Source organism: Qipengyuania citrea, assembly GCF_024171405.1.
In the GTDB taxonomy this organism is placed as follows: domain Bacteria; phylum Pseudomonadota; class Alphaproteobacteria; order Sphingomonadales; family Sphingomonadaceae; genus Qipengyuania; species Qipengyuania profunda.
The window spans coordinates 271,148-297,969 of sequence record NZ_JALJZT010000002.1 but is presented as its reverse complement, the minus strand read 5'-3'; the positions used below and the strand labels follow the sequence as shown (position 1 = coordinate 297,969).

General features: G+C 65.3%; 23 protein-coding genes. 13 read left to right on the top strand and 10 right to left on the bottom strand.

Annotated elements, in window-relative coordinates:
- Positions 1-11 precede the first annotated feature (11 nt).
- Positions 12-485: an Hsp20 family protein gene (locus tag J2S32_RS02295; RefSeq protein WP_253515550.1), complete on the top strand. Its 474-nt coding sequence runs from the start codon at positions 12-14 to the stop codon at positions 483-485.
- A gap of 327 nt (positions 486-812) precedes the next feature.
- On the opposite strand, the gene J2S32_RS02290 is transcribed toward J2S32_RS02295, so the two are convergent.
- The 3 genes from J2S32_RS02290 to tpiA all read right to left on the bottom strand — a co-directional run bounded on the left by J2S32_RS02290 (position 813) and on the right by tpiA (position 3,748).
- The gene (locus tag J2S32_RS02290) at positions 813-2,447 is read right to left on the bottom strand and encodes a CTP synthase (RefSeq protein ID WP_253515549.1); all 1,635 of its coding nucleotides are present in this window, start codon (positions 2,445-2,447) and stop codon (positions 813-815) included.
- 104 nt (positions 2,448-2,551) lie between these two features.
- A complete protein-coding gene (gene secG, locus J2S32_RS02285) occupies positions 2,552-2,908 on the bottom strand; it encodes a preprotein translocase subunit SecG (RefSeq protein WP_253515548.1) in 357 nt (118 codons plus the stop codon).
- A 78-nt stretch (positions 2,909-2,986) separates the two neighbouring features.
- Positions 2,987-3,748: a triose-phosphate isomerase gene (gene tpiA, locus J2S32_RS02280; RefSeq protein WP_253515547.1), complete on the bottom strand. Its 762-nt coding sequence runs from the start codon at positions 3,746-3,748 to the stop codon at positions 2,987-2,989.
- A gap of 194 nt (positions 3,749-3,942) precedes the next feature.
- Here tpiA and J2S32_RS02275 point away from each other — a divergent pair, with 194 nt between their 5' ends.
- The 8 genes from J2S32_RS02275 (at position 3,943) to lexA (ending at position 12,476) form a co-directional block, all read left to right on the top strand.
- Positions 3,943-5,877, top strand: coding sequence for a peptidylprolyl isomerase (locus J2S32_RS02275; RefSeq protein WP_253515546.1), 1,935 nt, complete (start codon positions 3,943-3,945; stop codon positions 5,875-5,877).
- A 7-nt stretch (positions 5,878-5,884) separates the two neighbouring features.
- Positions 5,885-7,384 carry an anthranilate synthase component I gene (gene trpE / locus J2S32_RS02270; protein ID WP_253515544.1) on the top strand — a complete coding sequence of 500 codons (1,500 nt, stop codon included), beginning with the start codon at positions 5,885-5,887 and terminating at the stop codon, positions 7,382-7,384.
- Positions 7,381-8,214 carry a phosphodiester glycosidase family protein gene (locus J2S32_RS02265; protein WP_253515543.1) on the top strand — a complete coding sequence of 278 codons (834 nt, stop codon included), beginning with the start codon at positions 7,381-7,383 and terminating at the stop codon, positions 8,212-8,214. The genes trpE and J2S32_RS02265 overlap by 4 nt, the downstream gene beginning before the upstream one ends.
- Positions 8,211-9,173 carry a prolyl aminopeptidase gene (gene pip, locus J2S32_RS02260; RefSeq protein WP_253515542.1) on the top strand — a complete coding sequence of 321 codons (963 nt, stop codon included), beginning with the start codon at positions 8,211-8,213 and terminating at the stop codon, positions 9,171-9,173. Before J2S32_RS02265 ends, pip begins: the two co-directional genes overlap by 4 nt.
- Before the next feature lie 75 nt (positions 9,174-9,248).
- Positions 9,249-9,863: an anthranilate synthase component II gene (locus J2S32_RS02255; protein ID WP_253515541.1), complete on the top strand. Its 615-nt coding sequence runs from the start codon at positions 9,249-9,251 to the stop codon at positions 9,861-9,863.
- On the top strand, positions 9,860-10,852 hold the full coding sequence (trpD, locus tag J2S32_RS02250; RefSeq protein WP_253515540.1) for an anthranilate phosphoribosyltransferase: 993 nt from the start codon (positions 9,860-9,862) through the stop codon (positions 10,850-10,852). Before J2S32_RS02255 ends, trpD begins: the two co-directional genes overlap by 4 nt.
- A gap of 1 nt (position 10,853) precedes the next feature.
- The gene (trpC, locus tag J2S32_RS02245; protein WP_253515539.1) at positions 10,854-11,639 is read left to right on the top strand and encodes an indole-3-glycerol phosphate synthase TrpC; all 786 of its coding nucleotides are present in this window, start codon (positions 10,854-10,856) and stop codon (positions 11,637-11,639) included.
- Positions 11,640-11,786: 147 nt separating this feature from the next.
- Positions 11,787-12,476: a transcriptional repressor LexA gene (lexA, locus tag J2S32_RS02240; RefSeq protein WP_253515538.1), complete on the top strand. Its 690-nt coding sequence runs from the start codon at positions 11,787-11,789 to the stop codon at positions 12,474-12,476.
- On the opposite strand, the gene J2S32_RS02235 is transcribed toward lexA, so the two are convergent.
- Entirely contained in the window at positions 12,473-14,674 is a 2,202-nt protein-coding gene (locus tag J2S32_RS02235) for a ComEC/Rec2 family competence protein (RefSeq protein ID WP_253515536.1), read from the bottom strand. The genes lexA and J2S32_RS02235 overlap by 4 nt on opposite strands.
- Positions 14,675-14,702: 28 nt before the next feature.
- Between J2S32_RS02235 and gltX the strand changes: the two genes are divergently transcribed.
- Genes gltX through J2S32_RS02220 form a run of 3 tightly spaced genes read left to right on the top strand, consistent with a single transcriptional unit; the run spans position 14,703 to position 17,644 of the window.
- On the top strand, positions 14,703-16,154 hold the full coding sequence (gltX, locus tag J2S32_RS02230; RefSeq protein ID WP_253515534.1) for a glutamate--tRNA ligase: 1,452 nt from the start codon (positions 14,703-14,705) through the stop codon (positions 16,152-16,154).
- 10 nt (positions 16,155-16,164) lie between these two features.
- Complete coding sequence (locus tag J2S32_RS02225; protein WP_253515533.1) at positions 16,165-17,451, top strand: citrate synthase; 1,287 nt, start codon at positions 16,165-16,167, stop codon at positions 17,449-17,451.
- A gap of 37 nt (positions 17,452-17,488) precedes the next feature.
- Positions 17,489-17,644 (top strand): hypothetical protein, encoded by a 156-nt coding sequence (locus tag J2S32_RS02220; RefSeq protein WP_253515532.1) that lies wholly within the window; start codon positions 17,489-17,491, stop codon positions 17,642-17,644.
- On the opposite strand, the gene J2S32_RS02215 is transcribed toward J2S32_RS02220, so the two are convergent.
- Genes J2S32_RS02215 through J2S32_RS02205 form a run of 3 tightly spaced genes read right to left on the bottom strand, consistent with a single transcriptional unit; the run spans position 17,645 to position 21,224 of the window.
- Positions 17,645-19,045: a sensor histidine kinase gene (locus J2S32_RS02215; protein WP_253515531.1), complete on the bottom strand. Its 1,401-nt coding sequence runs from the start codon at positions 19,043-19,045 to the stop codon at positions 17,645-17,647.
- A gap of 2 nt (positions 19,046-19,047) precedes the next feature.
- A complete protein-coding gene (locus tag J2S32_RS02210) occupies positions 19,048-20,010 on the bottom strand; it encodes a hypothetical protein (RefSeq protein ID WP_253515530.1) in 963 nt (320 codons plus the stop codon).
- Between the two features lie 35 nt (positions 20,011-20,045).
- Positions 20,046-21,224, bottom strand: a complete 1,179-nt coding sequence (locus J2S32_RS02205) for a hypothetical protein (protein WP_253515529.1) — start codon at positions 21,222-21,224, stop codon at positions 20,046-20,048.
- 267 nt (positions 21,225-21,491) lie between these two features.
- Between J2S32_RS02205 and J2S32_RS02200 the strand changes: the two genes are divergently transcribed.
- The gene (locus tag J2S32_RS02200) at positions 21,492-24,116 is read left to right on the top strand and encodes an ATPase (protein ID WP_253515528.1); all 2,625 of its coding nucleotides are present in this window, start codon (positions 21,492-21,494) and stop codon (positions 24,114-24,116) included.
- Here the strand turns inward: J2S32_RS02200 and J2S32_RS02195 are convergent, their stop codons facing one another.
- Genes J2S32_RS02195 through J2S32_RS02185 form a run of 3 tightly spaced genes read right to left on the bottom strand, consistent with a single transcriptional unit; the run spans position 24,117 to position 26,820 of the window.
- The gene (locus tag J2S32_RS02195) at positions 24,117-24,389 is read right to left on the bottom strand and encodes a DUF1467 family protein (RefSeq protein WP_253515527.1); all 273 of its coding nucleotides are present in this window, start codon (positions 24,387-24,389) and stop codon (positions 24,117-24,119) included.
- An 11-nt stretch (positions 24,390-24,400) separates the two neighbouring features.
- Positions 24,401-26,050 (bottom strand): ribonuclease J, encoded by a 1,650-nt coding sequence (locus J2S32_RS02190; protein ID WP_253515525.1) that lies wholly within the window; start codon positions 26,048-26,050, stop codon positions 24,401-24,403.
- Positions 26,047-26,820, bottom strand: coding sequence for a type III pantothenate kinase (locus J2S32_RS02185; protein ID WP_253515523.1), 774 nt, complete (start codon positions 26,818-26,820; stop codon positions 26,047-26,049). Before J2S32_RS02185 ends, J2S32_RS02190 begins: the two co-directional genes overlap by 4 nt.
- Positions 26,821-26,822: the final 2 nt, after the last annotated feature.

The following is a 26,822-nucleotide window of genomic DNA, read 5'->3' as shown; positions in this document are numbered from 1 at the left end:
GATTTGTTTCGATGAACCGTATGGACCTTACTCCCTTCCGTCGCTCCACCGTCGGCTTCGACCGCGTGTTCGACCTGATGGAACGCCAGGCACGCAATGCCGGCGGCGACAATTACCCCCCCTTCAACATCGAGCGCCGCGGCGACGATGAATACCGCATCACGCTGGCCGTGGCCGGCTTTCGCTCGGGCGATCTCGACATCGTCGCACAGCAGAACCTGCTGGTCGTGACCGGAAAGAAGCGCGACGAGCTGAACGAGGGCGAGATGCTGCATCTGGGCATTGCCAACCGCGGCTTCGAACGGCGTTTCGAACTGGCGGACTACGTGCGTGTCGACAATGCCGACCTGGCCGATGGTCTGCTGGTAATCGACCTCGTGCGTGAAGTGCCCGATGCGATGAAGCCCAAGAAGATCGCGATCGGCGCGCAGAAGCCGCTCGAAGTGGTCAAGGATGACGAGGACGGCGACACCAAGGCTGCCTGATCCCGATCCGACAATTAGCATAACGAAGGTATAGGGGGCGGAACTTGGGTTCCGCCCCCGCGACGTAAACGCCGCCCTACCTCGAAATCGACCGTCCGGGTCGCAGAAGACAGCCGTCATCGAGGCAAGCCCCATCGCCTGCTAGCGAAGCGCATATCTCGAAGAGCCGCACCCGAGGGCGCGGAAGACCGTTATTCTGCAGCAAATATATCAAAAGATAAACCCGCCTCGCGGAGGCGAAATGATTTTGTCGCGTTTTTACAAGCGCTTGAAAATCATAGTTCAAGGAATTCAGAGACTTGCCCCGAAACCTCCGTTTTGGGTAATTCAGACGAGGCGGGCCTGCTCGAGTGCTGCCCCGACGAAACCGGCAAACAGCGGGTGCGGATCGAATGGCCGGGACTTCAATTCCGGGTGGAACTGGACCCCGACGAACCACGGATGATCGGGCCGTTCGACGATTTCGGGCAGCAGGCCATCGGGCGACATGCCCGAGAAGATCAGACCCTGCTTCTCCAGCGGCTCGATATAGGCGCCATTGACCTCGTAGCGGTGACGATGCCGCTCTGAGATGCTGGTCGCACCGCCATAGATTTTCGACACATGGCTGTTGGCCGCCAGCTTGGCCTCATAGGCACCAAGCCGCATGGTCCCGCCAAGGTCCCCGCCCGCTTCGCGCGTCTGCAGGCCCTCTTCGGTCATCCATTCGGTGATGATCCCCACCACCGGTTCGTCGGTTTCCCCGAATTCGGTCGATGATGCAGCGCTGTGTCCTGCCGTGCGGGCCGCTTCGATGCAGGCCATCTGCATACCGAGGCAAATCCCGAAGAAAGGCACCTTGCGTTCGCGCGCAAAGCGCACCGCGGCGATCTTGCCCTCGCTTCCGCGTTCGCCGAAACCGCCGGGGACGAGGATCGCATGCATCGGCTCGAGCCGCGCGGCGATATCCGCATCGTCGCCCTCGAACACTTCGGCATCGATCCACTTGATGTTGACCTTGACCCGGTGCGCCATGCCCCCGTGCACCAGCGCTTCGTTGAGCGACTTATAAGCGTCCTGCAGGCCGACATACTTGCCGATCACGCCGATGGTGACTTCGCCATCGGGGTTCGAATGGCGGTCGACCACATCATACCAGCGCGACAGGTCGGGATCGGGTGCATCGGTGATACCGAAGGCGCGCAGGACTTCGGTATCGAGCCCCTCGCCATGATATTGCAGCGGCACCGAATAGATCGACGGCGCATCGAGCGCGGGAATGACCGCTTCAGCGCGGACGTTACAGAACTGGGCGATTTTGCGCCGGTCGGATTCGGGGATCGGATGCTCGGCGCGGCACAGCAGCACGTCGGGCTTGATCCCGAGACTGGCAAGTTCGCGCACCGAGTGCTGGGTCGGCTTGGTCTTCAGCTCGCCGGCAGCGGCGATATAGGGCACCAGCGTCACATGGACGCTGAGCGTCTGCCACGGCTCGAGCTCGTTCCGCAGCTGGCGGATCGCCTCCATGAACGGCAGGCCCTCGATATCGCCGACCGTCCCGCCGATCTCGCACAGGATGAAATCGTGATCGTCCTGCCCCGCGAGTGCGAAGTCCTTGATCTCGTCGGTGACGTGGGGGACCACCTGCACCGTAGCGCCGAGGTAGTCGCCGCGGCGCTCCTTGGCGATGATGTCCTGATAGATCCGGCCCGAGGTGATGTTGTCGCCCTGGTGCGCCGACACGCCGGTGAAGCGTTCATAATGGCCGAGGTCGAGGTCGGTTTCGGCCCCGTCATCGGTCACATAGACCTCGCCGTGCTGATAAGGGGACATCGTCCCCGGATCGACGTTGAGATAGGGGTCGAATTTCCGGATACGGACCTTGTAGCCACGCGCCTGGAGCAGGCCGGCAAGCGATGCTGCCATGAGACCTTTGCCAAGCGAGGAGACCACGCCGCCGGTGATAAATATATACCGCGCCATGGGTGTCGGGCCTTAAGCTGAGGGGGTGAGTCGGGGCAAGCGCAAACACGTGCAAATCGCGCCGCTGGCACGGCGCAATCCACAGTCCTGCGATGTATCGTTCGTTATTCGGTCGCGTCGCCGAGCGGATCGGTGCTGGCTGGCGCGGCTTCGCCGGTGGTTGCCGGACCGAGAGGATCGGCGGGCGCGGCCGGGGTAACCGAGCGGTCGAGCGTCGATTCGATGGCATCGCTGCCGGTCGTCTCGACCGCGACCGCGGCCAGCGCGATCGACAGGACGACGAACAAGACCGCCAGCCATTTGGTCGACCGGGTGAGGAAGTCCGCTGCCCCGCGCGCGCTCAGCATGCCCGACGGGCTGCCGCCGATGCCGAGGCCGCCCCCTTCGGAGCGCTGCATCAGGATGACGCCGACAAGCGCGGCTGCGACGATCGCCTGGACGACAGTGAGAAACAGGAACATGCGGATACTCTTGGAACTGGTATTGCTGGGCTCACGCGCATCTAGGCGCGCGCAGGGCAAACGGCAAGCGTGCCGGGATCAGGCGTCTTCGGCCTCCGACGCGCCGACCACGATGCCGAGGAAGCTTTCGGCCGACAGGCTGGCTCCGCCAACCAGTGCCCCGCCCACTTCGGGCGTGGCGAGGATGTCGCGGGCATTGTCGGGCTTGACCGAACCGCCATAGAGAATGCGCACCAGCGACGATGCCTCTTCGCCGTAGGTCTCGTTGAGCAGCGCGCGGATCGCGGCGTGCATTGCCGCGATGTCCTCGCTGGTCGCAGTGCGTCCGGTTCCGATCGCCCAGATCGGCTCATAGGCGATGGTCAGGCGCTCGGCGGGATCCTCGAACAATGGCAGCGCGGCCTTGAGCTGGTCGAGGACATAGCGTTCCGCCTTCCCGGCATCGCGCGTCTCGAGCGGTTCGCCGCAGCACAGGATCACTCGCAGCCCGGCTTCGAGCGCCGATTCGATCTTGGCATTGATGAGGTCCTTGGTCTCGCTATGGTCCTGGCGCCGCTCGCTATGGCCGAGGATCACGAACTTCGCCCCCGCATCGGCAATCATCGAGGCGTTGATGTCACCCGTGTGCGCGCCTTCGGCACCCGGGTGGCAATCCTGCGCGCCGACCCCGATCTGCTCGGCTTCCTTATGGACCGCATGGATCAGCGTATAGGGAGGCGCCACGGCGACCTCGACCTTCATGTAACGCTGCGCGGCACGGTCGATGGCGCGTGCTTCGGAAAGCATTGCGCGCGTGCCGTTCATTTTCCAGTTTCCGACGATGTAGGGCCGTTCGGCCATGGGTAGGTCCTGCGAATTGTCTGAATGGGTGGCCCGCTATATGGGGCTTGGGATGCGCTCCGCTAGAGAAGGTTTCTTCGCGCGTCAAAACCCTTTGCAACCTGTTGCCGCGCGGTCGCATGGGGGATAAAGCGCCCCAACCCATCCGGGTGACCCCGGAAGATCGCAGCCATTAACGGGATTGCCCGCACGCCATGTTCCAGTTTTTTCGTAACTTCTTCAAGACCAAGCTCGGTCTGGCCATCTCGCTGGCGTTCCTCGGCCTGATCGCTCTCGCCTTCGCCAGCGCGGATGTTTCGAGCACCGGAACTTTCGGGGGAATAGCGGGCGGGGACCGCGTGGCAGTGGTCGGCGACGAGAAAATTTCCACATCCGATCTCGTTCGCGCCACCAATAACGGGCTCGACTCGTTCCGCCAGGACCAGCCGACGGCGACGATGCAGGCATTCCTGCGCGAAGGCGGGCTGGACGGATCGCTCGAAGCGCTGATCAATCGCGCGGCTATCATGGGCTTTGCGCAGAAGCACGGCATCCGCGCGGGCGACAATCTCATCAACAGCGAGATCCGCATGATCCCCGCCTTCCGCGGGCCCGATGGCAATTTCAGCGAGGACACTTATCGCCAGGCGCTGGCCCAGCAGCGGGTGACCGATGCACAGGTCCGCGAAGACCTCGGGACCGGCCTGCTGTCGCAGCAATTGCTTATCCCGGCCGGCTTCGGCGCAAGCGTGCCCGACAAGCTCGCCTATCGCTATGCGCAATTGTTCAAGGAACGTCGTCGCGGTTCGATCGCTCTCCTGCCCGCGGCAACCTATGCCCCCAGCGGCAAGGCCGACCCCAAGGTGCTGCGCGCCTATTACGACAACAACCGCGATGTCTTCGTCCGCCCCGAACGCCGGACGATCCGGTATGCGACTTTCGATTCGAGCGCGCTCGGCGACCGTATCGAGCCGACCGATGCCGAAATCGCCGCGCGCTATGAACGCGACGCCGCGCAATATGCCGCCAGCGAAACGCGCGATGTCACGCAGCTGATCGTGCCCACCGAAGCCGCAGCAAAGTCGATCCGCGACCGCGTCGCCGGCGGTGCCTCGTTCGAAACGGTTGCCCGCGAAGCCGGCCTGCGCGCCGCCCCGGTCGTCGATGTCCTGCGCGAAGGCTTGTCCGCGCAAGCATCGCCCGCGGTAGCCTCGGCCTATTTCGCCGCAGCGCGCGGAGCGATGACTACGCCTGCGCGGAGCCCGCTCGGCTGGCACGTCGCGCGTATCGATGCGATCGACACCACCCCCGCGCGCACGCTCGCACAGGTCCGCAGTGAACTGACCGATACGCTGCGGGAGGAAAAACGCGTGCGCGGCATGGCCGACCTCGCCAGCGAGATCGAGGAACAGCTCGAGGATGGCGCAACGCTGGCCGAAGTCGCCGAAGACCTCGGCCTCGACCTCAGCACGGTCGGCCCCGCGCTTGCCGATGGCCGCCTTTACGATACGCCGCAGCGTACGCTGCCCGATGTCCTGCGTCCCGCGCTCGCCACCGCCTTCCAGATGGATGAGGAAGAGCCCGAGATCGCACCGGTCGAAAGCGGGCAGACCTACCTCGTCTACGAAGTCGGCGATATCATCACCGCCGCCGCTGCGCCCTTTGCCGAGATCGAGGACATGGTCGAAGCCCGCTGGCGCGCGACCGAAGGCATGAAAGCCGCGCAGGCGGCTGCCGACCGCGTCATGGCGCGTCTGCGCGAGGGCCAGTCGATCGCCGAGGCACTCGCTGCCGAGGACCGCCGCGTGCCCCCGGCCCAGTCGGTCGATATGACCCGCGAAGACCTCGCCCGCCAGCGCGAGCGCCGCATCCCGCCGCCTTTGGCGCTGCTCTTCAGCATGGCCGAAGGCACGGCCAAGAAGCTCGAAGCGGGCGGCAATGCCGGTTTCTTCGTGGTCCGGGTCAACGATATCGCGATGGACGATATCGCTGCCGACGATCCGCTGATCGCGCAGGCACAGCGCCAGATGGGCCCGCTGCTGGGCGAGGAATATGCCGACCAGTTCCGCCGTGCGATGCGCGAAGAACTGGGCGTATCGCGCAATCCTTCGGCGATCGAGGCCGTGCGCACGCAGCTTACCGGTAGCTGAGGCGCAGTTGGGCACCGCGCTGAAGGGTACCGACCGGGCACGCACGGCGCTGGCGCAGGGACGGCCCGCGCTGGTGTGGCGCGAAGTGGTCGCCGATACTGAAACGCCGGTTGGCGCCGCCATCAAGCTGTTCGAGGAAGGCCGCGGCGACTTCCTGCTCGAATCGGTCGAAGGCGGCGAGGTTCGCGGACGCTACAGCCTGATCGGGCTGGACCCCGACCTGGTGTTCCGCGCAACAGGCGACCGCGCAGAGATCAACGCGCAATGGCAGCATTCGCACAGCGCCTTCGAACCCAGCGAGGACGGCACGCTCGCCAGCCTGCGCGCGCTGGTCGAATCCTGCCGCTGCGACGTACCCGCCGAACTGCCGCCCGCCCTCGCCTGTCTGGTCGGTCATTTCGGCTATGAGACGATCGGCCTGGTCGAAAAACTCCCCCGCCCGCCCGAGGGCGAACTCGGCCTCCCCGACATGCTTTTCGTGCGGCCCACCGTGCTGCTGGTGCTCGATCGGCTCAGCGATGCCCTGTTCTGCATCGCGCCGGTCTGGCAGGACGGATCCATCGCACAGGCCGAAGAACGGATCGACGAAGTTCTCCGCAAGCTGTCGCATTCGGCAGGCAGCGCACGCTATTCGGCCGACCAGCACCCCGAGCCCGCGCTGGCACCGACCATGCCCGCCGCCGATTACGAAGCCATGGTGCTGCGCGCCAAGGAATATATCGAGGCCGGCGACATCTTCCAGGTGGTGCTGTCGCAGCGTTTTACCTCGCCCTTCACTCTGCCCCCGATGGCGCTTTATCGCGCGCTGCGGCGGGTAAACCCCTCGCCCTTCCTCTATTTCCTCGACATGCCCGGTTTTGCCATCGTCGGATCGAGCCCCGAGATCCTCGTCCGGGTGCGCGATGGCGAGGTGACGATCCGGCCCATCGCGGGAACCCGGCCGCGCGGCGCAACTGCGGCAGAGGACCGGCTTGCCGAACAGACCCTGCTCGCCGATCCCAAGGAACGCGCCGAACATCTGATGCTGCTCGACCTCGGGCGCAACGATGTCGGCCGGGTCGCGCAATCGGGCAGCGTCACCGTGACCGAGAGTTTCACCGTCGAGCGCTACAGCCACGTCATGCACATCGTCAGCAACGTTACCGGCCAGCTCGATAGCTCGAAGGACGCGATCGATGCGCTGTTTGCGGGCTTCCCCGCCGGGACGGTCAGCGGCGCACCCAAGGTGCGGGCCTGCGAAATCATCGCCGAGCTCGAGCCTGCCACGCGTGGTCCCTATGCCGGCGGTGTGGGCTATTTCGCGCCCGACGGGTCGGTCGACAGCTGTATCGTCCTGCGCACTGCAGTGGTGAAGGACGGCACCATGCACGTCCAGGCAGGCGCAGGGATAGTCGCGGACAGCGATCCCGCTTATGAACAGAGAGAATGCGAAGCGAAGGCGAGCGCGCTGCTCGCTGCGGCCAGGGAAGCCGTGCGCCTCGCTAAGGAGCCCGGGTTCGGTCAATGAGACATATACTTGCCGCGCTGGCCTTGCTCGCGCTGACTGCCTGCGAAGCCCAGCCCGAAGGAGAGCCCGTCGCCCGCGCACGGATCGACGGCAAGGCGCAGGCCGCCCCCACGTCGACGCCCAGCCCGAGCGAAACACTGGCCAGCCAGGTCGAAAGCGCGTGCCGCTCGATCATTTTCGAAGACACCCCGCTGACCCATTGCCTCGCAGTGCCCGCACGCCACACGATTGCGATGGCGCTGGGTGACGGTGACAAACGGTATCGCAGCCTCAAGGATTTCGCCGCCGCCAGCGATAGCGAGTCCATCGCTTTCGCGATGAACGCCGGCATCTTCGACGGTGACGGCACGCCGGTCGGCTATTTCGTCCAGCGTTCGCAGCGATTGCAGGAACTCGACACCGGGACGGGCTCGGGCAATTTCTACATGAAGCCCAACGGCGTGTTCTACGGCAGCGGGGGCGAATGGATGGTCCGCGACAGCGCCTGGTTCCTCGCCAATGTCTCCGAACGGCCGCAATTCGGCACGCAATCGGGCCCGATGCTGGTGAGCGATGGCCGTATCCATCCGCAGATCACGCAGGACGGCCCCTCGCGCTTGATCCGCAATGCGGTGGGTGTCGATGACGAAGGCCGCGCGCATTTCGTGATTTCCAATGCACCGATATCCTTCGGCAAACTCGCCCGCTTCTACAAGGACGAGCTCGAAGTGAAGAACGCACTGTTCCTCGACGATACCGTTTCGCTGCTGTGGAACCCGGTGACCGAGCGGCTCGATACCGGCGCGCCGATCGGCCCGATTGTCGTCGTCAGCAAGAAAGCCTCCGAATGACCGAAACCCGCCGCCAGCTTTATCCCGAGATCGAACCCTATGAGACCGGCATGCTCGATGTCGGCGAAGGCCATTCGCTCTATTGGGAACGCGTCGGGACTCCGGGCGCCAAGCCCGCAGTTTTCCTCCATGGCGGACCAGGCGGGGGCATCGCGCCCGACCACCGGCGCCAGTGGGATCCCGAAGCCTATGACGTGCTGCTGTTCGACCAGCGCGGGTGCGGCAGGTCGCTGCCCTTCGCCGAGATCGAGCACAACGACACCTGGCGCATCGTCGAGGATATCGAGCGGCTGCGCCAAATGTGCGGCCACGAGAAATGGCAGGCCTTCGGCGGCAGCTGGGGTTCGACTCTCGCGCTGGCCTACGCGCAGAAGTATCCCGACCGGGTGAGCGAACTGGTGCTGCGCGGCGTCTTCCTCGCGCGGCAACAGGAAAAGTCGTGGCTCTACGGCTATGGAGCCAGCGAGATCATGGCCGAGCAATGGGACCAGTTCACCGGCCTTATTCCCCAAGCCGAACGGGGCGATCTCGTTCGCGCCTATTACGAACGGCTGACCAGCGACGACGAAGCCACGCGGCTCGCCGCGGCGCGCGAATGGTCGCTGTGGGAAGGCCATGTCGCCACGCTGCTGCCGAACGAGGACCTGCTCGAAAGCTTCGGCGATCCGGCCAAGGCGGTGCCCTTCGCGCGGATCTGCGCCAAGTTCTTTCTCGAGGACTTCTTCCTCGACGAGAACGAGTTGCTGGCCAATGTCGACAAGCTGGCGGGCATTCCCGGGATCATCGTCCAGGGCCGTCACGACATCTGCACCCCGCCGGGCGCGGCATGGGCGCTCAAGAAGGCCTGGCCCGAGGCCGAGCTATGGATCGTCCACGATGCCGGTCACAGCGCCAGTGAACCGGGGATCGTCGACGGACTCGTCCGCGCGACCGACAAGCTCGCGGGCAAAGCGGCGTGACGTCACGTTGACGTTTCGCGTCTCGCAGCTTTCCTTGCTTGAAAGCACCGCGCTACCCCGCCATTGACGCCACGAATGACCGACAGCAGTTCCATCCTCGTAATCGACAATTACGACAGCTTCACCTTCAACCTGGTCCATTACCTGATGGAACTGGGTGCAGGCGTGGAGGTGGTGCGCAACGACGCCATCTCGGCACGCGAGGCGCTGGCGGCGGGCCATGCGGGCTATCTCATATCGCCCGGTCCGTGCACGCCCAACGAGGCAGGCGTCAGCCTCGACCTGGTGGCAGCCTGTGCCGATGCGCGCGCTCCGCTGCTCGGCGTCTGCCTCGGTCACCAGGCGATCGGCCAGCATTTCGGTGGCCGCGTGGTGCGCGGCGGGCTCATGCATGGCAAGACCTCGCCGGTCACTCACGATTCCAGCGGCGTGTTTGCCGAGCTGCCCTCGCCCTTCACCGCGACCCGCTATCACTCGCTGGTGGTCGAGGACAATCCGGACTGCCTCGCGATCAACGCCACCAGCGAAACCCCCGGCCTCGACGGCACCAGCGTGATGGGCTTCCGCCACCGCGACCTGCCGATCCACGGCGTACAGTTCCATCCCGAAAGCATCGCGACCGAACATGGCCATGCCTTGCTGGCCAATTTCCTCGCCCTCTGCGGTATCCCCGCCAAGGTCCCCGCATGAAGACGCTTCCCGACGCCAGGCAACACCTTGGAGAGGCCGAGGCCGAAGAGGTCTTCGGCTGGATCCTCGATGGTGAGACCGGCGACGAGGATATCGCGCGCTTCCTGGTCGACATGTCGGCGCGCAGCGAAACCTCCGACGAGATCGCCGGCGCGGCGCGCGCGCTGCGGGCACGGTTGATCCCGATCACTGCCCCCGAGGGGACGGTCGATTGCTGCGGCACGGGCGGCGATGGCCATCACACGCTCAATGTCTCCACTGCAGTGAGCCTGGTGGTCGCCGCCTGCGGTGTGCCCGTGGCCAAGCATGGCAACCGCGCGGCCAGCAGCAAGGCGGGCGCCGCCGACACGCTCGAAGCGCTCGGTCTCGACATGGAAGCCGCGGGAAGAAGCGCGGAGAAGACTCTGGCCGAATTGGGAATTTGCTTCCTCTTCGCCAAGAACCACCATCCTGCAATGGGGCGCATTCAGCCGATCCGGCAAAAGCTCGGCGTGCGTACCATCTTCAATCTGATGGGGCCTTTGTCGAACCCCGCCGGTGTCAGACGCCAGTTGATCGGCATCGCCCGGCCCGCCTATGTGCCCATCTATGCCGCAGCCACGGCCAAGCTGGGAACCGAGCGCACCTTCATTGCCTCGGGTGACGAAGGGCTCGACGAACTGAGCCTCGCTGGCGGCAATGAACTGGCCGATGTGCAGGGCAATGATTTCGAAATGCGCCGCGTGGTCGCGGTAGAAGCCAACCTGCCGCATTCCCCGGTCGAGGCGATCCGCGGCGGCGATCCGGCGTATAACGCCCGCGCGCTCGAGGCACTGCTCGGCGGGAGCCCGGGCGCCTACCGCGATGCTGTGCTGTTCAACGCCGCAGCGACGCTGATTATCGCCGGTCGTACCGCCGACTGGACCGAGGGCGCGGAGATCGCTGCCGAAGCGCTGGACTCGGGCAAGGCCAAGGCGCTGCTCGAAAACTGGATCGCAATGACCGCCTGACATGAACAAGCTGGAAGAAATCTGCGCGACCAAGCGCGACGAGGTGGCCGCGCGCAAGCGCGATCACACGCTCGCCGATCTCGAAGCGCGCGCGAAGGAGCAGTCGGCGCCCCGTGGGTTCCAGTCTGCCCTCGCTCGGGCACAGCAGGACGGCTTCGGCCTGATTGCGGAAATCAAGAAAGCTTCTCCCTCAAAGGGTTTGATTCGCGAAGATTTCCAACCCGCAGAGCATGCCCGCGCCTATGCTGCGGGCGGAGCTGCCTGCCTTTCGGTGCTCACCGATGCGCCCTATTTCCAAGGTCATGAAGATTACCTCGTCGCCGCACGTGCGGCCTGCGATCTGCCCGCACTGCGCAAGGATTTCATGGTTGATCCGTGGCAGGTTGCCGAAGCACGGGCGATCGGGGCCGATGCGATCCTGATCATTGTCGCGGCGCTCGAAAACGGCGTCATGGCCGAGATCGAAGCGGCCGCCTTGGACCTCGGAATGGACGTGCTGGTCGAAGTGCATGACCGCGCCGAGATGGAGCGCGCCGCACGCCTTAAATCGCGCCTTATCGGCGTGAACAACCGCGATCTGCGCAGCTTCACCACTGACCTCGCTACCACCGAGATGCTGGCCCCGCTCGCACCCGAAGGCGCGCTGCTGGTCGGCGAAAGCGGCATCACGACGCACGGTGATTGTGTGCGGCTCGCGCGTTCGGGCGTCCGCACCTTCCTTGTCGGTGAAAGCCTGATGCGTCAGGCGGATGTGACCGCGGCGACCCGCGCCTTGCTCGGGCGCTGACGCAGCACCTTTGGGGCAAAGCGGGAACAGGTGTTCCTGCGTAAATCACTCGAAAATGGCGGGATTGCTTGACTTGGCGAATCAGGTTGCTTAATTGTTCCGTATTCGTTCACAGCTTTGTGAACAGGCGATACGGGAGTTCGCACCATGCTGACCGCCAAGCAGCACGAATTGATCCGCTTTATCCAGCAGCGCCTGGAAGAGACCGGCATTTCGCCGAGTTTCGAGGAGATGAAGGAAGCGCTCGACCTCAAGAGCAAGTCGGGCGTGCATCGCCTGATCTCGGCGCTTGAAGAGCGCGGCTTCATCCGCCGCCTGCCCAACCGCGCACGCGCGCTCGAAGTGGTCAAGCTGCCCGAGAACGCAGTGATGGGCGCGGCACAGCCCGCCCCTGCGAACGACTCCGTGGTATCGGCGATCACGCCCAAGCCGGTCGCGCCCGCACCCGCCAATGACATTATCGATGTGCCGCTGCACGGCCGTATTGCCGCAGGCGCGCCGATCGAAGCGATCGAAGGCCAGTCGAGCATGCCGGTCCCCGCCGCGCTGCTCGGCCCGGGTGAACATTACGCACTCGAGGTGTCGGGCGATTCGATGATCGAAGCGGGCATTTTCGATGGCGACTTTGCCTTGGTGAAGCGCACCGACAGCGCCCGCGATGGCGAAATCGTGGTCGCGCTGGTCGACAATGAGGAAGCGACGCTCAAATATCTGCGCAAGGACGCCGGGCGCGTCATCCTCGACCCCGCCAACGGCTCTTACGAGCCACAGGTTTACGATTCGCACCGTGTCCAGGTGCAAGGCAAGCTGGCCGGTCTGCTGCGCCGGTATCACTAATTCCGAGGCGCGCGTCTGTCCTCCGGCGCGCGCCACCAGCCATGCTCTCCCTGGTCCTGCGCCACGGTGTCGATACGCCGTGCGCCCAGATAGAGCGCGACCCCGCCCTCTCGCTCGAGGAAACGCCGGTCGGCCTTGAGCCATCGCGGGCGGCAACTGCGGGGCAGGAAGCGATCGGCGATGACGATGTCGGCGTTCCGGCAGGCTGCGGCCAGCGCGCGCTCCTCCACCAGGTCCCGGCTACGCGCGATCAGGAGCGACCAGGCACGGCCCTCGCGCGTGACGGTCAGCGAACAGAATTCGGCGCTGCACCGGCTGCGCGGCCACTCCGCGATAGCCAGCGGTTGCCGATCGGTGCCGGCGAGTTCGAGCAGGTTCTCCTGCGCATATCCACCCTCGCTATCGCGTAGCACCAGCAGCCGTTCGGCCTCGTTCGCAACGCCGATATCGCGCCCGTCGCGCGTGATCAGGATATCGGGCACCGGCGCCTGCAGCATGAACACCGCAGCGACCACGACCGGCCCAAGCCCCCACAGACGCGCCCGGCCCTGCCATAGCGCCAGCCACAGCGCACCAACCAGATACAGCGTGATGGCGCCCATCCCGATCCGCGGGGCCAGCTTTACCGACCCCGGCTGCTCGGCAAACAGATGCGCAATACCCAGCAACAGGTCGAGCGACTGCCCGACCAGCCACCACACGGGCGCGCCCGCGCCGACGACGTCGAGCGCCAACGCCAGTGCCACCAGCGGCATCGAGATGAAGGTGACCAAGGGAATAGCAACCAGATTGGCGGCAGCGCCGTAAACGCCCGCACGGTGGAAGTGGAACAGCACAATCGGCATCAGCGCGAGCTCGATGACCAGTCCGGTCAGGAACAGGATCGAAGTTCGCCGCAGGAACCGGAGCAGCCCGTTCTCCTGGCGTGGCGCCAGAAAATCGCGCACCGCCTGGACATTATGCAGCGAGACGATCGCGATGACCGCCGCAAAGCTCATCTGGAAACTCGGCCCGACCAGCGATTCCGGCCACAGCGCCAGCACGACGCCTGCGGCAATCGCGACCATCCGCAGCGAAAGCGGTTCACGCCCCAAAGCCAGCGCAACCAGCACCAGCAGCGCGCCGATACAGCTGCGCACGGTCGGCACCTGCGCGCCCGTCAGCAGCGTATAGGCGATCCCCGCCAGCGCCGCTGCACCCGCAGCGACCAGCGGCAGCCGCACCCGCAAGGCCAGCCACGGCCATAGCGCCAGCAGCTTCAGGACCACGATATAGCTCGCCGCGATGATCGCGCTGACATGCAGCCCGCTGATCGACAGCAAATGGGTCAGCCCCGCATCGCGCATGGCCTCTTCGTCGCGTTCGGGAATGGCGCCGCGATCGCCGCTGGCCAGCGTCGCGGCAATCGCGCCCGGCGTGCCGTCGAGCCGGCTGCGCACATGCGCCGACAGCCGCCGCTGGATCGAAGCCACGGTCAGGCGCGACTGCGGCGGCGGCGTGACCAGTTCGACCTCGCCCACGACCGATCCCGTAGCCGACAGCCCGTCGAACCAGGCACGCCGCGCGAAATTATACGCTCCGGGGATGATTGGCGGGGACGGCGGCATCAGCCGCGCCGACAGCCGCACCCGCGCGCCCTCGCGCAAGCCGGGCTGGTCCTTCGCCAGAGGCAGGTTCACGCGATAGGCGACCGCCCGCCCCGTCTCCGCATTGCGCGCGGCAAGGATAAGCCGGACGCGGTCCTCCGCCGGTTGCTCCTCGCGCTCGAGGATACGCCCGTCGATCCGCTCGAACCGCGGATAGGCGAGCGGCTCCGCCCCCACCATCGCCGAGCGCGCCCATACCAGCGACATGCCGAGCGCCAGCGCGATCAGGACCGACAGGCTTGCAGCCAGCAAATAGGCGCGTTCGTCCCTGCCGCGCCACCGCGCGAAGGCTGCGGTTGCAGCGCCCGCCGTGCCGCCGATTACCGCCAGCCATTGCCATGGCGCGCCGAGATAGAACCACAGCCCGATGCCCGCGGCGAACGCGACCGCCAGCCACGGCCCACGGTCGAATTGCGCGCCTTCCAGAAATGCTTCGGATCGCCCGGCGAAACTGGACAAGAGACCGCGCATGCGCCAAGGGCGCGGCACTGCGGGGCGGGCCTCTTCGTCCGCCTCCCCCATCGGTACCGAAGGCGTCCCCTGCGTCGCCATGCAAGTGTTTGAAAGGAAGCGAGTGACAATGGCAAGCGATAGTGGCAGCGAGACCCCTCCGGTCGTCACCCGCTTCGCTCCCTCGCCCACCGGATATCTCCATATCGGCGGCGCACGTACGGCGCTGTTCAACTGGCTCTATGCGCGGCACCATGGCGGTCGCACCTTGCTGCGGATCGAGGATACCGATCGCAAGCGCAGCACGCAGGATGCGATCGACAAGATCATCGAGGGGCTCGACTGGCTCGGCCTCGATTTCGACGAACCGCCGATCTTCCAGTCCGACCGCGCCGAACGCCACGCCGAGGTCGCGCACAAGCTGCTCGACGCGGGACACGCCTACAAATGCTTCGCCACGCCCGAAGAACTCGAGGCAATGCGCGCCGAGCAGCGGGCCAACAAGCAGCCGATGCGCTACGACCGCCGGTGGCGCGATCGCGACGCAAGCGAAGCGCCCGAGGCCGCGCCCTATGTGATCCGCCTCAAGGTTCCGACCGAGGGCGAAACCACGATCCACGACCAGGTCCAGGGCAAGGTCACGGTGAAGAATGCCGAGATCGACGACTATGTCCTGCTGCGCGCCGACGGGACCCCCACCTACATGCTCGCGGTGGTGGTCGACGATCACGACATGGGCGTGACGCATGTGATCCGCGGCGACGATCATCTCAACAACGCCTTTCGCCAGCTGCCGGTGGTCCGCGCGATGGACCAGGTCGAAGGCAATTGGCCCGATCCGGTCTATGCGCATGTCCCACTCATCCACGGACCGGACGGCGCGAAGATGTCCAAGCGCCACGGCGCCGTCGGGGTTGCCGCCTATCGCGATGACGAAGGCGTCCTTCCCGAAGCGCTGTTCAACTATCTCCTCCGTCTCGGTTGGGGCCATGGCGACCGCGAGGAGATCACGCGCGAGGAAGCGATCGAGCTGTTCGATCTCGGCGGCGTCGGCAAGGGGCCCGCGCGGTTCGACATCAAGAAGCTGCAGAACCTCAACGGCCATTACATCCGCGAAGCGGACGATGCCCGGCTCGCCAAAATCGTGGCGGAGCGGATTGGCGAACAGGCCGATGAAGCGCTGCTTGCCGAGGCGATGCCGGTGCTCAAAACGCGCGCAAAGTCCGTCAACGAACTTGTTGATGGGGCTGCATTTCTGTTCGCCAAGCATCCGCTCGATATGACCGAGAAAGCGGCGGGCTTGCTGGACGATGAAGCGCGCGCGCGCCTCGCCGGATTGTCCAAAATGCTGCATGTGCAAAATGACTGGACAATCGAGGCGCTGGAAGCCACTACGAAGGCCTATGCCGAGCAACTCGAACTGGGTCTCGGCAAGCTCGCGCAACCCATGCGCGCAGCGCTGACGGGGACGACAACGTCACCCGGCATTTTCGATGTGCTGGTCCTGTTGGGCAAGGAAGAGTCGCTCTTGCGTATCGATGCGCAGGCCGCCTCGCCCGCAGGCACCGAAGAGAACGAGTGAGGAGACACGCGTGGCCGACAAGCAGGCAACCCTCGATCTGGGCGGTCAGACCCAGGAATTCCCCGTGCTGCAGGGCAGCGTCGGCCCCGATGTGGTCGATATCCGCAAGCTGTACGGCACCACCGGCAAGTTCACTTACGACCCGGGCTACAAGTCGACCGCCAGCTGCGAAAGCGCGCTGACCTATATCGACGGTGAAGAAGGCATCCTGCTGCACCGCGGCTATCCGATCGGCCAGCTGGCGGAAAATTCCTCCTTCATGGAAGTCTCCTACCTGCTGCTCAATGGCGAATTGCCTCAGCAGAGCGAACTCGACGACTTCACCTACACGATCACGCGGCACACCATGCTGCACGACCAGCTGCGCCAGTTCTACCAGGGTTTCCGCCGCGATGCGCACCCCATGGCAATCATGTGCGGCGTGGTCGGCGCGCTGTCGGCCTTCTATCACGACAGCACCGACATCTCGGACCCCGAGCAGCGCAAGATCGCCAGCCACCGGCTGATCGCCAAGATGCCGACCATTGCCGCCATGGCGTATAAATATTCGGTCGGTCAGCCGATGATGCAGCCCGACAACTCGCTGAGCTACACGGGCAATTTCCTGCGCATGACCTTCGGCGTCCCGGCCGAGGAATATGAAATCCACCCCGCCATCGAGCGCGCGATGGATCGCATTTTCATCCTCCATGCCGACCACGAACAGAACGCCTCGACCTCGACCGTGCGCCTTGCCGGTTCGTCGGGCGCCAATCCGTTCGCCTGCATCGCGGCCGGAATCGCCTGCCTGTGGGGTCCGGCGCATGGTGGCGCCAACGAAGCCGCGCTCAACATGCTGCAGGAAATCGGCACGCCCGATCGCATCCCGCACTACATCGAGCGCGCCAAGGACAAGAACGACCCGTTCCGTCTGATGGGTTTCGGCCACCGCGTGTACAAGAACTACGACCCGCGGGCGACCGTGATGCAGCAGACGCTGCGCGAAGTGTTCGAGGCGCTCAACGTCAAGGACCCGGTGTTCGAGACCGCGCTCAAGCTCGAGGAACTCGCGCTCAACGACGACTACTTCAAGGAAAAGAAGCTTTTCCCGAACGTCGACTTCTATTCGGGCATCATCCTCAACGCGATCGGTTTCCCGACGACGATGTTCACCGCGCTGTTCGCGCTTGCCCGCACCGTCGGCTGGGTCGCGCAGTGGAACGAAATGATCTCCGACCCCGCACAGGTCATCGGCCGTCCGCGCCAGCTTTACACCGGCCCGACCGAACGCGACTACGTCTCCATCAGCCAGCGCTGATATGCGCTTCGTCCTTCAGGTCTTCGGAGTGGCTTTGATGCTCTCCGGAGGCCTGTGGGCGTTCCAAGGGCTGGGCTTGGTGATGTGGCCGGCGGAGAGCTTCATGCTCGCCGAGCAGCGCTGGGCGCTTTACGGCACCATCACCTTCCTCATCGGGCTTCTGCTGTTCTGGAAAGCCGCGCGGCGGCGCTGATCAGCGCGGTTTTTCGCGTAGATCTTCCGCTGCGGGCACCGACAGAGTAAACCGTGCGCCCTGCCCCGGCGCGCTTTCGACGGTCAGATCGCCATCCATCGCGCGCGCGATCCGACGCGAGATATAGAGGCCGAGACCCGACCCCCCGTCGCCGCTGCGGCCAAGACGCTCGAACTTCTCGAAAACGCGTTCCTGCTGGTCTTCGCCCAGCCCGTGGCCCTGATCGGCGACGGTAATCAGCGCCCGGTTGCCGATCCGGTCGAGGCGAATCCATACCTGGCTGTCAGCGGGCGAATAGCGGATCGCATTGCCCACCAGGTTGAGCAGGATCTGCAACACCCGGCGAAATTCGGCGATTGCTAGTTGGCTTTCGCCTTCGGGCGGTGCGACCAACACAATCCCCTTCTCGCGTGCCCTCACGCCTAGTATCCCGCAGGCACGGCGCGCGACATCCGCTAGCTCAATCCGGTCGGGCGCGGTCGCGAAATCCTCCGATTCGACCACCTCGAGATCGGAAAGGTCGTCGATCAGCGCGAGCAAATGCTGCGCTGCGGTGGCGATATCTGCGGCGTAGGAACTGTATTCATCCGCCAGCGGCCCGGCGAGCTTGGTGCGGATCGTCTCCGCATTGGCGATGATCCGGTTGATCGGCTGACGCAGGACGGGGGTGAGGTCGCGTCCGAAAGACGGCCCCTCGCGGTCGCCGGACTCGTCCTCATCGCCCGCACTGGACAAGGGTCGTTCGGCGGTCAGGTAGAGCACAAAGCCCGCGCTGCCGGGTTGCGGTTGGCCAAGCGGTTCGAGATGTGCCGTCCAGCGGCGCGCCGACCCCTCGATCTCGCATGTCGTCCCGTCGAGCAGGCGCCAATGCAGCGGCTGCTGGTGCGTATTGCCCGGCAGGATAACAAAATCGGTCCAGGGCTTGCCGACATGGGCCAGCGCCTTCTGCGCAAATTCGGCCAGATCGGCCGCCTCGGTATCGACCGAGAGCAACCGCTGCTGCGAATCGAGCCGCGCAGTGCAGTCGGCCAGGTGCCGGTTTATCTCCATGCGCCGCCGCGCCGCCTCGATGTCGTTCTCCGGCGGCAATGCCTCGGTATGCCAGTTGACGACATCGATCGCGCAGCCCTCGGCCTCGCCCTCGTCATTCGTCTGCGGTGCGATTTCGACCCAGGCGGTAATCCGGTGTTCGCCGTCCACCGCTTCGAACTGCCGCGCCAAGCGCAGGCCATAGGTTTGCGCTTTTTCGACCAGCGCGAGCAGTTCGGGGATCGCGATACGCGTCCCGATCGAACCGCCGCAGGCCTGCTGAAGCTCGGCCAGCAGGTCATCGGCTTCGACTAGCCTGGCTTCGGCATCAGTCTTCGCATGAGCGATATAGCGGGTTCCGACAGTTGTCATGGTCAGGCCGCTCCCCCCAAACCGGATTCGGCAAGCAGCCGGCGGGCATCCTCGGGCGGGAGCGCTGAGATCTCACGCGGCGGAACCGCTTGCGGATCGAGGCGCAGGACCTGCCTTTCGACCTCGGCGCTTTCGAGCCCCGTGCTCCGCAGGCCCAGCGCGAGGCGTGCGGTCTGCTGGTGGTTGGTCGACAGCACCGCCGCAACGCGGGTCTGGCCCGACCGCGCCGCCAGCGCGGACAGGAACAGCGCCGCACCCGCGCGGTCGATATCGAGCGCCTGCAAGGCGGAGCCGCCCATGCCGACGACCACGCGCGACAGCAGCGAAATGCGGCCCGCGCCCTCGTCGAAGACATTGCGCAGCTTGGTCTCGGCGCGGATCATGGCATCGGACCGCAACTGGCCGCTAAACGCACGCCAGCCCATCAGCAGGTCGTGGAACAGGTCGCCGGGCAATTCGCTGAGCGGCAATTCCATGCGGCGCTGGGTCTGGGCAAAGCGCGCCTGCGCGGTGAGTGCAGCCATGGCGGTGCTGGCGAGGCTGCTGTCCTCGGCAGCGATCAGTTCCTGCACCAGCGGCGACAGCACCGGGTCGAGGCCATATTGGCTCTCGAGCCTTTCGGTCAGCTGCCATTCGAGCGCCAGCGCATGGCAATGGGCAAGCAATGCCGGACTGCCGAAGAAATGTTCCGCCAGGGCTTCGCCATGGCGATCGGCAAACGCCTCACGTCCACTCTGCCCGCCCGCTTCGGCCTGCGCACGCAGCACCTGCCAGGCGAGGTGGTGACACATGCCGCGAATGCGCGCGACCAGCTCGTCGCTGAACAGCGAATGGTCCGGTGTAGCGAGCAAATGCGAGAGGATCGGCCCGATCCGCGCAAGCGTGGTATTCCCGCGCGCAAGCGCCTCGCGTAGGCTCTCCTGCCCGGCGGCGGGTTCGGGGGATACAGTGTCAGGCATCGACATGGATCGCGGATATCATCGACATGGTTAAGCGCCGGTTAGTCCCGCGGTTCCAGAGTGAGAAAAAGCGTCACCAGAACCGCCAGCGCCAGCACCGCCACTACCGGCAGCGTAATTCCCACAACGACCGCGGGGAGCAGGATCAGCGTCAGGATGACCCGATCGGCATAGCTGCGCCGCCAGCGCCTCATGCTCAGCCGCTCGCCTAGGTGCAGCAGGCCGAACAAAACGGCGGGGACGAACAGCCGCAGCCATCCGGTGTCTTCCGCGGACGCGCGGGCGATCAGGATCAGGTACAGCGGATCGAGCAGGACGGTCAGCGCCTGCACCAGCACCGGCACGCGCGGGCGCAATTGCCCCGCACTGGCCACGCGGCGGACCACCCCTTCCATCGCGAACAGCAATGCGGCGAGCGCGGCGAAACCGAAGCCCGGCACCGCCCATCCGGTCATCGCCAGCGTCAGCGCGACCAGCGCCGCGACCGCCGACCCCAGCGCCAACGCGCGCGGCAGCGTTCCGCCCATTGTGTCTTGCGCAAGCCGGGCGCCCATGCGCTCGGCAATCGCGAGCCCCGGTGCGGAGAACGGAGCGACATCGGCATGGCCCGCGACCCAGTTCCGCTCGCGCGTGGCGAGTTCCTCGGGCGTCGGATCGCGCAGCCAGCTGAGCTCGTCGAGCAGGCGCGTTTCAAGCGGGTGCGTACGGACGCCCGATTGCAGCGCGATCCGCAGCAGCGCGGAGGGCGTGTCGACATCGCCCGGCAGCTGCGCGAGCTGCTCGACCGCAGTGCCGCGCACCACCAACGCACCCGCCCAGGCGAAATGCAGGTCGATACGCTCATAGCCGCGCTGGACCGCCGGATCCGCAGGGAAGACCAGCACGCACGGTTTGGCCAGATGCCGCATCACCGCGTCCTCATCGGGGAGGACGCCGGGTGCGAGCACCAGCAGCTCATCGTTTGCCGTGACGATACCCGAAAGCTTGCGCGGTTCGCGGATGGCGATGAAACGCGCACCCGCCGCTTCGGCGCGGTGCTGAAGGTCGATGACCTCGCGCCCCACCGTATTGGCGAGGCAGGCGATGGTCTCGCATCCCGCCGCCAGCGCGATGTCGAGCTGCCGGTCGACGAGGCGCGCGCCGGCGAGCATCCGGAACGGGGCCGGAACCCGGCGCGGATCGGCTTGGCTATCGAGCACGGACAACAGGGCGACGCGCACGCTAAACTCCCGTTGCGACTGGTGGAACGAACCTGCTTCTAGGGGCGACAGCCCCTCCTCGCCAAGTCGCTCATGCCGGTTTCCCTCAGGCGCGAATGACGCTGCATGTATGGATCAGGTCGGGCCGCCCGAACCGGCCCCTCCCCGCGCGAACGCCTCGCCGATGCCGCATGGAAAGGTCCGAGGTGATACGCAATGGCCACAGACGCGCGCCGTTGTGGTTAATTTTGGTTTATGGCCAACACCTTTGGTGGTAGATTTCATGCGATGAGAAAGCGCTCGCTGATCCAGGCCGTCGACCAGACGACCGATGACACCGCCACGGAAACCGAAGGTTCCGAGGGGGTTGCCCAACCAATTTCGAACGAGACTGAAGAGGTCTTCGAAGAAGAATGGTATGCGGAGCCCGAACCGGTGCGCAGTTTTGCATGGGTGGTCCCGGCGCTTGCCATTCTCGCGATCCTTGGCTGGACCGGTTTCTTTGGCTGGGCCCATCAGGCCGAAATTATCGCCGCCCCTGCCCCGGCCGCCTGGACCGGCCTCGTTACGCAGTGGGCAGTCCCGGTGCTGCTTATCGTCTCGCTCTGGCTGCTTGCCTTGCGCAATTCCACCCGCGAGGCGCGGCGTTTTTCCGATGTCGCGCAGACGCTGTCGGCGCAATCCGCCGAACTCGAAACGCGCCTCGTCACCGTCAACCGCGAGTTGAGCCTGGCGCGCGAATTCCTCGCGACCCAGACCAAGGAACTCGACTATCTCGGACGCACCGCGACCGAGCGTTTGTCCGAACATGCCGAACGCCTGCAGGCGCTGGTCGGCGAGAATGGCGAACAGGTCGACGCGATCGCCCGTGTCAGCGTTACTGCGCTGGAAAACATGGATAAACTGCGCGACAACCTGCCGGTTATCGCCAATTCCGCCAAGGATGTTTCGAACCAGATCGGCGGCGCCGGGCGCGAAGCGCAGAGCCAGCTCGATGAACTGGTCCAGGGCTTCGAACGGCTCAACGAATTCGGTTCGGCGAGCGAACGCCAGGTCGGATCGCTGCGCAAGCGGATCGACGAAGCGCTCGAGGCCTTTTCCGCGCAGGCCGACCAACTCGGCACGATCACCGCGCAGCGCTTTGCCGAACTGCGCGACAATAGCGAAAGCTTCCGCGGCGAACTCGACAGTCGCGAGGTCGCCGCGCTGGCCTCGATCCGTGCGCGCTTCGAAACACTGCGCGACGAGATGGCCGAGGCCGATGCCGTCACCGCGAGAGAACGCGACGCGGCGATGGACAGCCTGCGCGACCGTCTCGACACCATGCGCCGGGAAACCGCCGAAGCCGCCACCGCGATCCGCGACGGCGAAGCGCATGCCCTGACCGCGTGGCGCAACCAGATCGAGGAGATGCAGGAACGGCTGCGCGAAGCGATCGGCGAAGTCACACGGATCGACGATGCCGCGCTGGACGCCGCCAATTCGCGGCTGACCGATCTGTTCGGGCAGGCCGAGACGGTCGATGCCCGCCTGATCGAGCGCAATCGCCTGTTCGCCGAAGAGACCGGCCGCCGGCAGTCCGAATTGTCACAGGCGGAGGAAGCCGCGCATGCGCAGCTGACCGAGCGTCTTGCTGTGCTCGACGAAGCGATCGCAGAACGCCGCGCGGCGCAGGCCGAACAGCTCGCGCTGATGGCCGCCGAAGGTGACGAGCTGGGCGAACGGATCGCCGCGCTCGGCCCGATGTTCCAGGCCATATCGGCACAGGGGCGCGAGGCGCGCGTGGAGCTTACCGCCGGCATCGCGGCGCTCACCGCCAAGCTCGACGAAAGCCGCGGTGCGCTCGACGACACCGATGGCGCGGTCTCCGACCTGACCGATGCCAGCGTCCGCCTGCTCGAGCTTATCCAGGCGAGCGCCAAGCACAGCCGTGACGATTTGCCCGTGGCGATGGAAGCGAGCGAGGCGCGCCTTGCCGAAATCGAACGCCGGGCCGAAGAGGTCAAGAACCTGCTCGACCAGGCCAAATCGGCGGGCGAAGCGCTCACCGCGAGCATGGACACCGCCGACCTGCGCAGCCGCGAGGCGATGGCCGGGGTCGACGACTTTAATACGCGGTTCGGCGACACTTCCGCCTCGCAGGTCGAAGGGATCGAGCGCCTGCGCAGAAGTCTCGCCGAACTGGGCGAGGAAAGCGCTGCCATCTCGGCCCGCGCACAGGGCGAATTGCGCGTCGCGATCGGTGCGCTGGAAACAAGTGCGCGCGAGGCCCTCGCCGCAATCGAGACCGAACAGGCCGAACGGATCGCGCATATCGCCAGCAAGGTGGGCGAACAAAGCGCCCAGGCCATCGACGAGGCGCTACGCGAGCACACCGTGGAAGCGATCAGCTCGCTCGATCTGGCTACCGAACGCTCGGCCGAGGCTGGCCGCGAAGTCATGCGCCAGCTGCGCGACCAGCTGGCCAAGGTCAACGAGCTGACCGGCAATCTGGAAAACCGCATCTCGCATGCGCGCGAGCGCGCGACCGAGGACGTCGACAACGATTTCTCCCGCCGGGTCGCGCTGATCACCGAAAGCCTCAATTCGAACGCCATCGACATCGCCAAGGTGCTGTCGACCGAGGTCACCGATACCGCCTGGGCCAGCTATCTGCGCGGCGACCGGGGTATCTTCACCCGGCGCGCGGTGCGGCTGCTTGACAATACCGAAGCGCGCGAAATCGCCGAACTCTACGACGCCGACCACGATTTCCGCGAGCATGTCAGCCGCTACATCCACGATTTCGAGGCTATGTTGCGGACCATGCTGTCGACCCGCGACGGCAATGCGGTCAGCGTTACGCTGCTCAGCAGCGATATGGGCAAGCTCTACGTGGTGCTCGCACAGGCGCTCGAACGCCTGCGGCAGTAATCACTCGAAGGATGGCCCCCAGACGGCAAGGTCGTCGATTGTGATCCAGCCATTGATGTAGTTGAGCACATAGGCGGCAGTGACCACGGCCGCTAAGATCGCTGCGCGTCCCAGGAGCCGCCACCCGCGAAATTCGACCGGAGCGCTGTCGGCCTGGCCGGGGATCTTCGCCACCCCCGCCTCGTCATGTGTGCGCACGCCGAAGGGCAGCAGCACGAAGGCGCTGAAGACGAAGAACAGGAAATAGATCGCGACTATGCTGGTCCATTGCATCGACCGGTCTCCTACAAATTGGGCACGATCACGCGAACCTGCGGGCGCTTGCCCGACCAGCGCTGCGCCGCGCGCCGTGCAGCCAGACGCGCCGCTTCGTGCACGCTGCCCTCATTGCGCCGATCGGCGCCGCGCAGCTTGCCGATGGCCGTGCGGATATCGCTGACCGCCTCGGCGACGAAGCTCTCGTAATCCTCGTCGAGCGGCAGTCCGAGACTGTCGATACGGGGGTTGAGATCGCCGTCGAGCGCCACGATCACCACGCCTTCGCGCATGATCCGGCGGCGCATGGCAATCGCCTCGCCATTGGCAGGCACGATGATGTCGCCGTCGAGGACGAGCCGCCCCGCCTTGACCTCGGCAATCTTGCCCGGTGCGCCGGGCGCGAGGCGGACAAGGTCGCCATTCTGCTGCACGACCCGTTCGGGGATGCCGCTGGCCTCCCCGACGCGGCCCTGTTCCTGCATGTGGCGCATCTCGCCATGGACGGGGACGAGGATTTCGGGCCGCAGCCAGCCATAAAGCGCTTCGAGTTCGGGACGCCCGGGATGGCCCGAGACGTGGATCATGCTCTGCCGGTCGGTGACCATGGTGATGCCGCGCGCCGCGAGCTTGTTCTGCACGATCCCGATGGACAGTTCATTGCCCGGGATCTGCCGGCTCGAAAACAGCACGACATCGCCGCTGACCAGTTCGATCGGGTGGTTCTCGTCCGCCACCCGCGCCAGCGCGGCGCGGGGTTCCCCCTGCCCGCCGGTGGCGAGGATGAGTATCTCGCCCCGCGGCAGTCCCATGGCGGTATCGAAATCGACGGTCTCGGGGAAATCCTCGAGATAGCCATTGTCCTGCGCCACCTCGATGATGCGGTCGAGCGAACGCCCTGCAACGCACACCTGACGCCCGGTTTCGCGTGCGACATCGCCCAGCGTCTGCAACCGCGCGACATTGCTGGCGAAGGTCGTCACCAGCACGCGCTTGCCCGCATGCCGCTGGACTTCTTCGAGCAGCCCCTTGTGGACCGCGCCTTCGGATCCGCTGGGCGCGGGATTGAAAACATTGGTGCTGTCGCAGACCAGCGCGAGCACGCCCTCGTCGCCGATCTCGGTCAGCTCTGCCTCGGTCGTCGGCTCGCCGATGATCGGGTCTTCGTCGAGCTTCCAGTCGCCGGTGTGGAAAATGCGCCCGTGCGGCGTGTCGATCAGCAGCGCATTTCCCTCGGCGATCGAATGCGCAAGCGGAAGATAGGTGATTTCGAACGGGCCGACTTCGAAGCTGCCGTGGTCGTCCGGGATTACATGCAGTTCGACCTCGTCGACCAGTCCCGCTTCGGACAGTTTGCGGCGGACAAGGTCGGCAGTGAACGGCGTGGCATAGATCGGCACGCCCAGATCGGCCGCGAAGTAAGGCACGGCGCCGATATGATCCTCATGCGCATGGGTCAGCACGATCGCGTCGAGTTGCTTGCTGCGTTCTTCGATGAATTCCAGATCGGCGAAGACCAGGTCGACCCCCGGATACTGGTCCCCCGAAAAGGTCATGCCCAGATCGACCATCAGCCACCGGCCCTGGCAACCGTAGAGGTTGACGTTCATGCCGATTTCGCCCGAGCCGCCAAGCGCGAGGAACAGCAGTTCGTCTTCGGGAGTGAAATCCTTCTTCACGCTGCACGCTCCGCAAGTATGGCGAGTCCGTCGAGGGTCAGGTCGGAATCGACCGCATCGAACAGCTCGGTATGTTCGTCGAACAGGATCGCCAGTCCGCCGGTGGCGACCACTTTGACGGGCCGCCCGATTTCCTTCTTCATCCGGGCAATCAGGCCTTCGATAAGCCCGACATAGCCCCAGAACACGCCGATCAGCATTTGGTCTTCGGTATTGCGCCCGATGACGCTGTCGATGGCCGGTTTCTCGATCGCAATGCGCGGCAGCTTGGCGGTGTTTCCGACCAGCGCGTCGAGCGACAGATTGATCCCGGGCGCGATGATCCCGCCCTTGTAGGCGCCGGTAAAATCCACCGCGTCGAACGTGGTGGCGGTGCCGAAATCGATGACGATCAGGTCGCCGTCATACTTCCGGTGCGCGGCGATCGTGTTGAGCGCGCGGTCGGCGCCGAGCGAACTGGGCTGTTCGATGTCGAGCTCGAATCCCCAGTCGGCCGCGCCCTGCCCCGCGATCAGCGGCGTGATGCCGAGGTACTTTTCGGACAGGACGGTGAGGTTGTGAACCGCGCGCGGCACGACCGAACCGATGATAACCTGGTCGATATCGCCGCTGCTGAACCCCTGGAACTCGGCCAGTTGCAGCAGCCAGACCGCGTATTCATCGCCGGTCCGGCGCGGGTCCGAGGCGATCCGCCAGCGGGCCTTGATCTCGCGTCCATCGATCAGGGCGAAGACCACATTGGTGTTTCCGACATCGGCGGCGAGCAGCATGG

Excerpts from the sequence above, each read along its gene's own strand:
- J2S32_RS02295 (WP_253515550.1), top strand. The coding sequence starts at position 12 with ATGAACCGTATGGACCTTACTCCCTTCCGTCGCTCCACCGTCGGCTTC.
- J2S32_RS02290 (WP_253515549.1), bottom strand. The coding sequence starts at position 2,447 with ATGGCGCGGTATATATTTATCACCGGCGGCGTGGTCTCCTCGCTTGGC.
- secG (WP_253515548.1), bottom strand. The coding sequence starts at position 2,908 with ATGTTCCTGTTTCTCACTGTCGTCCAGGCGATCGTCGCAGCCGCGCTT.
- tpiA (WP_253515547.1), bottom strand. The coding sequence starts at position 3,748 with ATGGCCGAACGGCCCTACATCGTCGGAAACTGGAAAATGAACGGCACG.
- J2S32_RS02275 (WP_253515546.1), top strand. The coding sequence starts at position 3,943 with ATGTTCCAGTTTTTTCGTAACTTCTTCAAGACCAAGCTCGGTCTGGCC.
- J2S32_RS02265 (WP_253515543.1), top strand. The coding sequence starts at position 7,381 with ATGAGACATATACTTGCCGCGCTGGCCTTGCTCGCGCTGACTGCCTGC.
- pip (WP_253515542.1), top strand. The coding sequence starts at position 8,211 with ATGACCGAAACCCGCCGCCAGCTTTATCCCGAGATCGAACCCTATGAG.
- J2S32_RS02255 (WP_253515541.1), top strand. The coding sequence starts at position 9,249 with ATGACCGACAGCAGTTCCATCCTCGTAATCGACAATTACGACAGCTTC.
- trpD (WP_253515540.1), top strand. The coding sequence starts at position 9,860 with ATGAAGACGCTTCCCGACGCCAGGCAACACCTTGGAGAGGCCGAGGCC.
- trpC (WP_253515539.1), top strand. The coding sequence starts at position 10,854 with ATGAACAAGCTGGAAGAAATCTGCGCGACCAAGCGCGACGAGGTGGCC.
- lexA (WP_253515538.1), top strand. The coding sequence starts at position 11,787 with ATGCTGACCGCCAAGCAGCACGAATTGATCCGCTTTATCCAGCAGCGC.
- J2S32_RS02235 (WP_253515536.1), bottom strand. The coding sequence starts at position 14,674 with ATGGCGACGCAGGGGACGCCTTCGGTACCGATGGGGGAGGCGGACGAA.
- gltX (WP_253515534.1), top strand. The coding sequence starts at position 14,703 with ATGGCAAGCGATAGTGGCAGCGAGACCCCTCCGGTCGTCACCCGCTTC.
- J2S32_RS02220 (WP_253515532.1), top strand. The coding sequence starts at position 17,489 with ATGCTCTCCGGAGGCCTGTGGGCGTTCCAAGGGCTGGGCTTGGTGATG.
- J2S32_RS02215 (WP_253515531.1), bottom strand. The coding sequence starts at position 19,045 with ATGACAACTGTCGGAACCCGCTATATCGCTCATGCGAAGACTGATGCC.
- J2S32_RS02210 (WP_253515530.1), bottom strand. The coding sequence starts at position 20,010 with ATGTCGATGCCTGACACTGTATCCCCCGAACCCGCCGCCGGGCAGGAG.
- J2S32_RS02200 (WP_253515528.1), top strand. The coding sequence starts at position 21,492 with ATGAGAAAGCGCTCGCTGATCCAGGCCGTCGACCAGACGACCGATGAC.
- J2S32_RS02195 (WP_253515527.1), bottom strand. The coding sequence starts at position 24,389 with ATGCAATGGACCAGCATAGTCGCGATCTATTTCCTGTTCTTCGTCTTC.
- J2S32_RS02185 (WP_253515523.1), bottom strand. The coding sequence starts at position 26,820 with ATGCTGCTCGCCGCCGATGTCGGAAACACCAATGTGGTCTTCGCCCTG.